Below are 9,289 nucleotides of genomic sequence, written 5' to 3' on the forward strand. Positions count from 1 at the left end.
GTTTCACCCTTGTTAAGCATCAGGAAGCAGAAGATACATATTGATTGGGGGAGTTCAGGCATGGCTAACCTCCGGCTTTGGCAGTCCGTCATAGACTTCAGATAAGTGACCTCTGATTTGCATTCTTCGCAGGGCGCTGTACATGAAGTCGCATTCAGCCTGTTTGTTAGCTCTGAACGGCTTCGATGCTGTAGAGCACCACAGAGCGTTACCGGGCCAGCCATGCACCTTGTAAACTCGTCCGTTCTTTACGTGCAATAACCCCCACCCTTGCGGCAGGTCGGCGGCGTTAATAATTCCCGGCTCACAGATAAAGAACCGCCAGTCGCCCATACCTAGCTCTGGATCAATACGAAAACGCTTTTTCTTGTCTGCCAAAAAATCAGAGCGGGAGCATTTCGCCTCAATCAAGCATGAAGCCAGATTTCTAAACCCTATTGCATCGGGCTGTTCTCCAGTTGATACGGCGGCAACGAAGCGGTCATGAAATGCCACTTTGAAGCCGTTATTCCTGAGAAACTTTTCAGCTATCAGGCATAGCTCATCGTGAGTTAATTGCTGATCACTCATCGCGTTCTCCTTACTCTGTCGAATTTTGCTTGCAACAGCCCATGGACATAATCGAATGTCTTTATCTGGCTGGCGGGGATTTGTTTGGCTGGCTTGGTTCGGTGGGATACTTTGAATTTGAGATTATCTAGTGCGATTTGGGTCGGGCTTATCTGCCTCATCGGCTTTATCCTCAATCACTATGCAGTGATAGGTTTTCTTGCCAACGTAGAACTTGCCCAGCCGTTGACACTCTGTTGCTACAGTCTGATGCGCTGATTCCCAACCAAGGCGATAAGAGGCCCAGACTAGTGCACACATCGCAACGCCGAAGATAATTCCGTTAATCATGCTGCCACCTTCCCCTTGTCACCGAACCGGTTAGCCCACTCAATTGCAAGTCGTGATTCATCGCTGAACTTAACGCCATGCGTAGCGCCGAAAGCATTAATCAGCTCGATCAGGTCGCGCAGTTCTCCAACGGTCATGCGGCTGGTTGATTGCCCTAGCACCACAAAACCACCTTCAATTCCCGGTGCTGACCTCTGCCCTTTCAGTGATGCGGTGAATATGTGCTTCCAGTCCTCACTGCTGAGCTTCTGACCGTGCCATACAACCTGTTTAGCGATATCGCCAAGCGTGGCCCATAGACGCGCGTTCTGATCTAACGTGCGGGTTCGCTCTTGGATTGTGATCAGGAGTGGTTTATCAGGATTAACAGGGAGTTGATTTATAAACTGGAGGGCATTTCGTTTGTATTGATCACCGCATAATACGAAGACCTTTTTATCCATTTTCTTTCTCCGGTGCGGCGGGTAGTGGCATCCAGTGAGTTACACCTTTAATTTCAGTTCCTTCCCAATAATCGAAGAATTCATCATCGTCATAACTCGCCACGAACATCCCCTGACCTAAGCAATTGCCGGTATAGATTGCTATTGGCTTACGTTCGTCGTTTTCCGGCATCTGGTCACTGCACTTAATCCAACCTTCCGGTACCTCCGGAGAGTTCAACTGTGGGGTGGTGAGCATGTCATAAATCAATGCTGCGGTTTCACCTTCACGCGCAATACTCTGCCTGCGGGTGCATAAGAAGTTAGTCACTTTGAAAATGAATTTTTCTCGGCTCAGTGCTGCGTATGATGTGGTAGATAATGAAATCAACGGCAAGTAATGACTACCTGTTTCGTGATCATGGAAGCTTTCAATCTCGCCAGTTAAGGTCGGCTCTGGACCAGTCCACCACGTCACGGGCTCAGCCCTCTTTGCAGCTAACGCGATATCAATTAGAGCGAAAACCTCTTCAATGCTTGGCGCTGTTTCTTGGATTCTGTCCAGAAATGAATTTCTGATTTCTTCCAGTCTCTCTACAGTAAAACTGTCTAATTCTTTCATGGCTTTACCTTTTGCTTAGATTGCAATGCATCCATCAACGAATTATTTCGCTGTTTTAGTTCGCAAATAATGCAGAGTTGAATAACTCCCTCCCCCTCATTCCAGTTGCGATTATTTAATTCCTGCCCGCAACGTAAATCACTGCCGTTTGGGTTGAGATGAACACCACAACCAATTTTTTCATTTTTTCCGAATATCATTCACTCTCTCCCTTGATTCGAATGCCAGCAGTGCGGAGGGCGTCGGCGCACTCGTTAATGGCACGGTCATATTCATCACACTTTGGTACTCCATTGCCGTAAATTTCCGGCAACTCCACCACAAGACTCTCTCGCGACGCTTTCCAAACTTCCAAGTACGCATCTTTTAGCCATGCCACTGGATTGCAATCCCGACTTTCTAACCAAGTCTCAAACGCTTCACGCGATTTAGTTATGTCCATCACGCCTCTCTCTTCGATTCGTATCTGGCGCAGGTGATAGCAGTCCAAGCAATCAACTCCGCGCGTTTCATGTGAAGTTCTTTTAGCCGTTCAAGCCAGATAACTACTGGTCCGGTATAGCCGTTGTGAGCAAGTCGAATATATTGCTCAATAGTTAATTCATCTTCGTGTGTGAGTTCCATCAGAAACCACCTTGTTTTTTGGTTGTCCGGCGATCTGATTCATCAGCCTTTGCTCTAGCTTGAGCCTGGTCACAGTCATAAATTGCCCCGAATCTTTGCTCCACATACACGACGCCGTTTTCACCGTGGCGATTAAGCTTCATCAGCAGCTCTGTATCATGCTGATTGGCGTTATCGTCGTAAGCACCAGCGCGGTATATGCCGAGCCAGTAGTCACAGTCCTGTTCGATTTGTCCGGTATCGCGGGAGTCGCTGGGGAGTGGGCGTTTGTTGGTACGCTTTTCCAAATCACGGTTAAGCTGGGTCAGCAGCACAACTACGCAATCCAGTTCTTTAGCGAGGTTCTTAAGTCCTTTGGTGATCATCCCGTAGGCCAAGTCGTTTCGATCAGCTTTCTCGGCTTTCATCAGCGTCAGGTAGTCAACTAACACCATGCCGACAACGCCACGCTCTCGCTTAATACGACGACATTCTGAAACAATGTGCGCCAGTGAAAGGCCCGGTGTGTCGTCGATGTAGAGATTGCCGTTAGTAGCCAGCTCTACGCCCTTGGCAGAAGCCAGAGCAAACCGGTTATCGTCGTACCCATCAAGATAGAAATTCTTGCTTGATACGCCGGATATCTGGGTGATCATCCGTTCGGCCAGTTGCAAATCAGGCATTTCAAGACTGAACGCCAGCGCTGGTAACTTCTCATTCATCGCGCAGTTGATAGCCATGTTGAGGTAGAACGTGGTTTTACCCATCTTCGGACGCGCACCAACGACGAATAGCGACCCCTTCACAATGCGCTTAGGTTCCAGCATGGCATCCAGTGACGCGATCCCGCTGGTTAGTCCGATAGCACTTTGGTCGCCAGCAAATCGCTTCTCCACGACATCAACCCAATCCGTAAATACATCTTCGAACCGGCGTAAGCCTCGCTGATTACCTGTTTTGGCGTGATCTGCTATCTGCGAAAACAGCGATTGAGCCGCCTCGAATTTCTCCTCTGCCGTCATGCCGTCATTTGCATAGAACAGCTCAGTGATTTTATTGGCTTTCTCAATTCCGTAACGCTTCATAGCTCGATCGCGGATCACGTTCGCATAAGCGACAATGTTCGCGGCACTGGGTGTGTACTTGGATAGCTCAGCCAGATAACCGAACCCGCCGACCGTATCCAGCTCACCGCTATCACCGAGAGATTCCGATAACGTGATCAAGTCTAACGGTTGCTGCTGACTGTCCAGACGACGCAAACCTTCGTAAATAACGCGGTGTGGGCGACTGAAAAATGATTCAGACTTGAGGATTGAAAACACAGCTCGGCACCGATCAGTGTCACCGCCGTCAATCATCAGCCCACCAAGGACACTCTGCTCAGCTTCAAGGCTGTGCGGAGGTAATTTATAATCAATGGTCATCCTTGGCCCCCTCGCGGACTAGCAGGTAAGTTTCGTCGTTCAGAAAATATTCCAACCCCTTTTTCTGCCACGTCTTGCCAGAACGAGCATCAGGTCTGTTTTCCAGCATCCAGCGGCAATTGGTGGAAATGTAAGTCAGGTAGGCTTTCCAGCTTTCCAGCGTGAATGGCTGGCTGTCCAGTTGCCTAGTTATCTTGCTGGCTTTCACCCAGAAAGTTTTGATCAGGTTACGGCGTTTGTCGCTGAGTGCTCTGATGCCTTTAGCTTCTGGTAGGATGTCGTGATAAACATTGACCACATCTTCACAACTGAATGACGGTTTTTTCTTTCCAGCTTTATCGGCTGAAGAGGTACTCTCTATTACGTTAGTAATAGAGTTATTAGTTACTTCATTGTTTGTGGCACTTTGTTGGTAATCTGTTGGCACAACCTCGCCGCCAGCGCTTGGTATCAGCGGGTTTGCGATGGCACTTTGTTGGTAATCTGTTGGCACTAAATTTGGCTGATATTCGTCGTATTTTGTGACGTAAATTAGTGAGAATTTCTTGGTGGTTGACTTAGTGATCATCCCAAGTTTTTCAAATTTACCGATGAGATATTTGATGCGGTTTCCTGTGATACCGGTTGCCAATTCCAGCTTATTACGACCGGTCATAAATTCACCGCGACGAACCATGACATCACCTAGCTCAGTACTAACTATTGCCGGTGCGTGATTGGCGGTAAGGATGAAATGGAACCACAGGTGAACAGCTTCAGAATCCGTCCTGTAGAAAGGCAGATCCATTATTTTTCTATGCATCAAGGCAAACCCCTTACCGGTTGCCTCCGGCCTTGCTGTGTCTGGTTGACGAAACGCTAAGACGTTACTCATTGGCTTTCTCCCGATCAGCCTTAAGTCCACGGAAAATCTCAGCGAACTTGTGATCAAATAGTGGATTGTCGTTGCAGACCATGACTAACTCGTCAGGCTTGGCGGATCGCTGCTGAGTAACCTCTCGCTGCTTTGCGTTAGTTTTCTTTCGCATGTATAATTACCTCTAGAAAGACATAGTTATCTGTTGTTCTGAAGCCTCGACTGCCATCGGGGCTTTTTGCTTTCCGGTCACCGCAATCACAGCCTGCCTTGCGATTTCCCTTATCACGCTCGTCTCCCATATCTTCTCCAGAAGAACAAACGTCACTGCCATGTCATGTACGTTTAACCGGCTGACCTTTGATTCGGCCCAGCCAGCCTCCCGCGCAAACTTACTCTGGCCCTTGATAGCCATTCGGCTTCGTAGCTCAGATTCAACTTCCATAATTCTCTTGCTGTTACTTGCACGTTCCATGCGTAATACTTCCCTTGTTAGATGTTGTTACGTGACAAAGCTGTGAGCTTGTCACTTTGGTGTGCTCCGCAAGCGGCAGAGCTGGCCTGATTGTTTAAAGAGCGGTAGTGCTTAACTTGCTTTCAGAAACTCAGCTAGGTCAGTCAGGTCTTGACCCAACTCGTGCGGCTTAACTTTCCCGCCAGTCGCTTTGACGATTGCTTTTACATAACGAAAGTCGATGCCACCGCCGTGGAGCCAGCGCCAGACCGTTGGCTGTTTAACTCCGCAAAGATCTGCGAGTTTTTGCTGGCTCCCTGCGATTTTGACCGCTCGCTCAATAGCCTTATTGGTCATAATTATTCCTTTTAGTATTGTGTTCATGGTGATAATAGCAATGCGTATAAGCTTATGCAATAGCGAAACGGATTTGACGAGCAATACGCTCGGCTATAGATTCACGAGTATGAAAAATACTCTTGCAGAACGCCTAAATATCGCGATGCAGTTGCGCGGAAATATGACTCAAGGTGCCTTAGCTAAGGCATCGGGGATCTCTCAGCCAACGATCTGGAGGCTAATTAAAGGTGAGGCCAAAGGAACTAAGAAATTAGTAGATATCGCGAATGCTTTAAACGTAAACGCAGAATGGTTGGCTAATGGTGTTGGTGATATGGAAGGCAATAATCCAACGCCAAGAGTTGATAGGATTGATAACAATAGCTACGTCCCAGTTTGGACTGTCTCGGGTCAAACGAATGACTCAGTAGTAGCCCCTGATGGAAAGGTAACTCCGTCTTGGAGGGCTTACATCCTCGATAGAAATAGCGGGTGCAGCGAGGCCCCTTCTGGCTCTATCGTTATTGTAGATACATCATTAAAGCCTGGAACCAATGATCTAGTTGTAGCCATAAATGGCGGGTCAGCATCTGTTTACCGGTTCCTTGATGGTGGCGCTAATGGATATTTATCTGTAGATGACTCACGTATCCCACTAGTTGATCTATCTCTGTCCGCAGAGCTGGTAGGCGTGGCAATTTTCATACTTCGTGACCTCAGAAGATAATCATCGACACCCTGATCACTCAGGGTGTAACCCTCATATTTTCCTGTATTAACCCTTCGTAATATGTGAATCATTATGCCCTCCATCGTATAAATCGAGGAGGCAACCATTTGTTACGCCCCTAATTACTGTTTATTCATCCAGTGCTTTTATACTTTAGCCCAGCTACAAAAAAAATCAACAATATCCGCATTGTTAAATTCCATTCTGAGAAACCACCGATATTCCGCTTAGCTATAGATTTTTTCTAAATAAATACTATTTCAAAACATTAACTTATAGCTAATGCTATTGAATTATTCTTAATACGTATTGCTATTAATAATACGCATTGCTATAGTCATTCCATCGAAACGAAACATCGATGCGGCAGACAGGAACTGCTCGCCGCGCCAGTCAGGATGACAGGCTGCTCATTAACAAAGCGAGGGACGACAGCAGAGATGCTAATCAATCCTCGTGACGGACTTCTACCGCCGCTTGCGGTAGGCAAAATTAAAGGAGGTACCGAAATGGTGCACTAAAGCGGTTAGACCGCAGTCATTGACTTAGCAACATAGTAGCCCTGGAGGGCGAGTTAGGCCGGGTGAGTTGGCAAATGAACACGAACCGCATGCAGAGTAACGCATGTACCAGAGAAGGCAGGAAACAGGCAGGTGCTTCTCTCGTATGCCCCAGTGCAAATAGACCGGATATGTTTACACCAAGTCAGACAATGCAGCAGTAATGATGCTGCCCTGAGTCGCAAATTTGCGCGAGCCTGTGTAGTGACGGGTCAAGGTTCTTATATCAAAACAAGCTCCGGTAAAGAAGCGCACACGCCAGATGCGCACCGGTTATTAGCGGCGATTGAGCGACGTGAACTCAATGGCATGAGCGCGGCTACTGCGAGAGTGTAGATCAAAGAGAAATTGGCTTTGGTGATGTGGTGTAGCTCAACAGGTAGAGCAAGCAATCGCGAATAGTGAAGCGGGTATGCCGGTTCGATTCCGGCCACCACATCACCAAAGCCAATCACCGGAGGTAACCATGATTCAGATAATCACCAAGCGTAAGAAAGATAACGCCAAGTCTCGTCGTTGCCGCCAACGTGGTGAGCACTACGCAGCATACAAGGCCGAATGCGATGAAAGTCGTGCAATGGCAAGCCGTATTGAAGCAGCGTTCACAAAGCTCTCTGAGGGCTGCACAGCTCGGGTATGCAAAGCAACGATGCCTATTCCGATTCGCAGCGCAGAGAAGCCAAGCGCGGACAACATATGTTTGCCTGAAGTAGCTAAGTTTGCAGCAGGTTTCCGTAAGTCAGAATCATTAACAGCGAGATAAATACCATGCCAATGTCATTCCCTGATTTAGAAAGTCTGAAGCGTCGCGCGAAAATGCGAAATTTCCGCCAGCCGTTAGAAAACGAAACAGAAGAAGTGTACCGCGAGAAGTTTGCTGATTTTATGGTGAACATTGACCGTGTTGAATCAGGTGAGATTCGTTCAAAGTTGGGGTGGGATATTCTCCAGCTAGACCCAGCCACTGCTTTGAAAATGATGGGAATCGATATTTCTGGACTCGCAGATTAACGTTCGCAAAGAAGCCCACCACATAGTTAAGGGGTAAGAGAATGAGTAAAGTTATACAGGTTTTGAGAACCGCGACGGGCGATAACGTCAACTCAGAAATGAAGATGCTCACCACGCTTCTGACAGATGCTGGCGAAGTGTTTGAAGGTCAGATGGAAGTGGTTAGTGGTGATTACGATAACGGGTACAAGTACGAAATGAAGTGGTACTTGCTCCAGCTTCCTGATGGCGTGGAAGTCTGCAAAGAAGCCCACCACATAGTTAAGGGGTAAGAGAATGGAAATCAAAGAAACAAAGGATGTTTGGCTAACGGTTACTAATAGCGACTTAACAGAGGGGCGCGGGCGACCGGTGATTTTGTATGTATGTGACAGCCAAATCACAGCCGCTCGACTTGGTAGAAAAAAGTCAGTTCAGGGAAGCGACGCCGACACCATCAAAGCAACAGCGGTAAAGATTGGCACTCGCTGGCTAGTTCCTTGGGAAATCGTACCAGAAAGCGATGCAGATAAAGTGATTAGAAAAAAGAATGAGGCACTAGACCAGATTATCGAAAAGATGCGCGAAAAGGGATTTTCGTCAGATGAAATTGCTGCATTAACAACTCGCTAACCCCCAGTGACCTTACCCCTGCCACTTAACCGGTGGCAGCAATAAGACCACTATGTATTAAGTAAATATTTAAATTCCTGAGAGGAGGTTTCATGCAGCAACTTCTACTCCTGTCTCTACTGCTAGCGTTAAGGCTTTGGCGCGAAGCGGAACCGCGTAGGGCAATACATTTTTTGTCCTGCAAAGCTATCCAGCCTAAGCACTTAAATGTGCAGGAGGCGCAGAATTCTAGATTCTGTGATTAGAGACATCAAAGCCATTTAATACCAATAAAACCACACGAAGAAAACTTATAGCGCAGAGCATGGCTGCCACATGAACATGCTGATTGATTTGGGAGTACTTATGTGACCGCTAATGAGTGACCTTACCACTGCTTACTTATTAGTGAGCTTTGGCAAGACCACTAGATGAGGTGATGTATGACAGATGAAATTAAAACAGGCGGCCCAGCGTTTCCGCAGTCAGGTGCAATTAACGGTGCTGGTGATGTATGGGTGTCGTCAGAGTTAGGCGGCTCAGGACTTACAGTGCACGATTATTTTTCAGCCAAAGCAATGGCGGCATTAATTCACAGATACGCAGATGTGAATATTGATGACCTTAAAGTATTGGAAGAAATCGCAATCCGAGCAAGCAATATGGCAGACGCAATGATTAAGGCGAGAGGGTGAGATATGCAATGTCAATATTGTGGCGGCCCTGTTATCTGGAAAGGCCCATTCTCAGCACTAACTCACACTGAATGCCAAG

Annotated in this window: 18 protein-coding genes and 1 tRNA gene; 8 read left to right on the forward strand and 11 right to left on the reverse strand. The window is 47.4% G+C overall.

The genetic code is table 11. The features are described from left to right. Nucleotides 1–54: 54 nt before the first annotated feature. The 11 genes from DA391_RS16080 to DA391_RS16135 form a co-directional block, all read right to left on the reverse strand. Nucleotides 55–570 carry a hypothetical protein gene (locus tag DA391_RS16080; RefSeq protein ID WP_108087971.1) on the reverse strand — a complete coding sequence of 172 codons (516 nt, stop codon included), beginning with the start codon at nucleotides 568–570 and terminating at the stop codon, nucleotides 55–57. 123 nt (nucleotides 571–693) lie between these two features. Beyond that, nucleotides 694–900, reverse strand: a complete 207-nt coding sequence (locus tag DA391_RS16090) for a hypothetical protein (protein WP_108087973.1) — start codon at nucleotides 898–900, stop codon at nucleotides 694–696. Continuing rightward, a complete protein-coding gene (locus DA391_RS16095) occupies nucleotides 897–1,343 on the reverse strand; it encodes a recombination protein NinB (RefSeq protein ID WP_108087974.1) in 447 nt (148 codons plus the stop codon). Before DA391_RS16095 ends, DA391_RS16090 begins: the two co-directional genes overlap by 4 nt. Further along, the gene (locus DA391_RS16100; protein WP_108087975.1) at nucleotides 1,336–1,944 is read right to left on the reverse strand and encodes a DUF551 domain-containing protein; all 609 of its coding nucleotides are present in this window, start codon (nucleotides 1,942–1,944) and stop codon (nucleotides 1,336–1,338) included. Before DA391_RS16100 ends, DA391_RS16095 begins: the two co-directional genes overlap by 8 nt. Continuing rightward, on the reverse strand, nucleotides 1,941–2,144 hold the full coding sequence (locus tag DA391_RS16105; protein ID WP_108087976.1) for a hypothetical protein: 204 nt from the start codon (nucleotides 2,142–2,144) through the stop codon (nucleotides 1,941–1,943). The genes DA391_RS16100 and DA391_RS16105 overlap by 4 nt, the downstream gene beginning before the upstream one ends. 241 nt (nucleotides 2,145–2,385) lie before the next feature. Beyond that, entirely contained in the window at nucleotides 2,386–2,568 is a 183-nt protein-coding gene (locus DA391_RS16115) for a hypothetical protein (RefSeq protein WP_098904795.1), read from the reverse strand. Continuing rightward, on the reverse strand, nucleotides 2,568–3,974 hold the full coding sequence (locus DA391_RS16120; protein WP_108087977.1) for a DnaB-like helicase C-terminal domain-containing protein: 1,407 nt from the start codon (nucleotides 3,972–3,974) through the stop codon (nucleotides 2,568–2,570). The genes DA391_RS16115 and DA391_RS16120 overlap by 1 nt, the downstream gene beginning before the upstream one ends. Beyond that, nucleotides 3,964–4,848, reverse strand: coding sequence for a DNA replication protein (locus DA391_RS16125; RefSeq protein WP_108087574.1), 885 nt, complete (start codon nucleotides 4,846–4,848; stop codon nucleotides 3,964–3,966). Before DA391_RS16125 ends, DA391_RS16120 begins: the two co-directional genes overlap by 11 nt. Then, nucleotides 4,841–5,002 (reverse strand): hypothetical protein, encoded by a 162-nt coding sequence (locus DA391_RS24230; RefSeq protein ID WP_159074564.1) that lies wholly within the window; start codon nucleotides 5,000–5,002, stop codon nucleotides 4,841–4,843. Before DA391_RS24230 ends, DA391_RS16125 begins: the two co-directional genes overlap by 8 nt. A gap of 12 nt (nucleotides 5,003–5,014) precedes the next feature. Beyond that, nucleotides 5,015–5,305 carry a CII family transcriptional regulator gene (locus DA391_RS16130; RefSeq protein WP_048619603.1) on the reverse strand — a complete coding sequence of 97 codons (291 nt, stop codon included), beginning with the start codon at nucleotides 5,303–5,305 and terminating at the stop codon, nucleotides 5,015–5,017. A 111-nt stretch (nucleotides 5,306–5,416) separates the two neighbouring features. After that, the gene (locus DA391_RS16135; protein ID WP_011816499.1) at nucleotides 5,417–5,641 is read right to left on the reverse strand and encodes a helix-turn-helix domain-containing protein; all 225 of its coding nucleotides are present in this window, start codon (nucleotides 5,639–5,641) and stop codon (nucleotides 5,417–5,419) included. Between the two features lie 109 nt (nucleotides 5,642–5,750). Between DA391_RS16135 and DA391_RS16140 the strand changes: the two genes are divergently transcribed. From DA391_RS16140 to DA391_RS16170, 8 genes are all read left to right on the forward strand, one after another. Continuing rightward, nucleotides 5,751–6,350: an XRE family transcriptional regulator gene (locus DA391_RS16140; RefSeq protein ID WP_108088293.1), complete on the forward strand. Its 600-nt coding sequence runs from the start codon at nucleotides 5,751–5,753 to the stop codon at nucleotides 6,348–6,350. 656 nt (nucleotides 6,351–7,006) lie between these two features. After that, on the forward strand, nucleotides 7,007–7,249 hold the full coding sequence (locus tag DA391_RS24235) for a hypothetical protein (protein ID WP_159074573.1): 243 nt from the start codon (nucleotides 7,007–7,009) through the stop codon (nucleotides 7,247–7,249). Between the two features lie 25 nt (nucleotides 7,250–7,274). Continuing rightward, nucleotides 7,275–7,352, forward strand: a tRNA-OTHER gene (locus tag DA391_RS16145). 27 nt (nucleotides 7,353–7,379) lie between these two features. Continuing rightward, complete coding sequence (locus tag DA391_RS16150) at nucleotides 7,380–7,676, forward strand: hypothetical protein (RefSeq protein ID WP_108087978.1); 297 nt, start codon at nucleotides 7,380–7,382, stop codon at nucleotides 7,674–7,676. Between the two features lie 5 nt (nucleotides 7,677–7,681). Then, nucleotides 7,682–7,924: a hypothetical protein gene (locus DA391_RS16155; protein ID WP_050148772.1), complete on the forward strand. Its 243-nt coding sequence runs from the start codon at nucleotides 7,682–7,684 to the stop codon at nucleotides 7,922–7,924. 41 nt (nucleotides 7,925–7,965) lie between these two features. Beyond that, nucleotides 7,966–8,196 carry a hypothetical protein gene (locus DA391_RS16160; protein WP_108087979.1) on the forward strand — a complete coding sequence of 77 codons (231 nt, stop codon included), beginning with the start codon at nucleotides 7,966–7,968 and terminating at the stop codon, nucleotides 8,194–8,196. Between the two features lie 4 nt (nucleotides 8,197–8,200). Beyond that, nucleotides 8,201–8,536: a hypothetical protein gene (locus tag DA391_RS16165; protein ID WP_108087980.1), complete on the forward strand. Its 336-nt coding sequence runs from the start codon at nucleotides 8,201–8,203 to the stop codon at nucleotides 8,534–8,536. Nucleotides 8,537–8,958: 422 nt separating this feature from the next. After that, entirely contained in the window at nucleotides 8,959–9,210 is a 252-nt protein-coding gene (locus DA391_RS16170) for a hypothetical protein (protein ID WP_108087981.1), read from the forward strand. Nucleotides 9,211–9,289: the final 79 nt, after the last annotated feature.

This window comes from Yersinia massiliensis (assembly GCF_003048255.1).
In the GTDB taxonomy this organism is placed as follows: domain Bacteria; phylum Pseudomonadota; class Gammaproteobacteria; order Enterobacterales; family Enterobacteriaceae; genus Yersinia; species Yersinia massiliensis_A.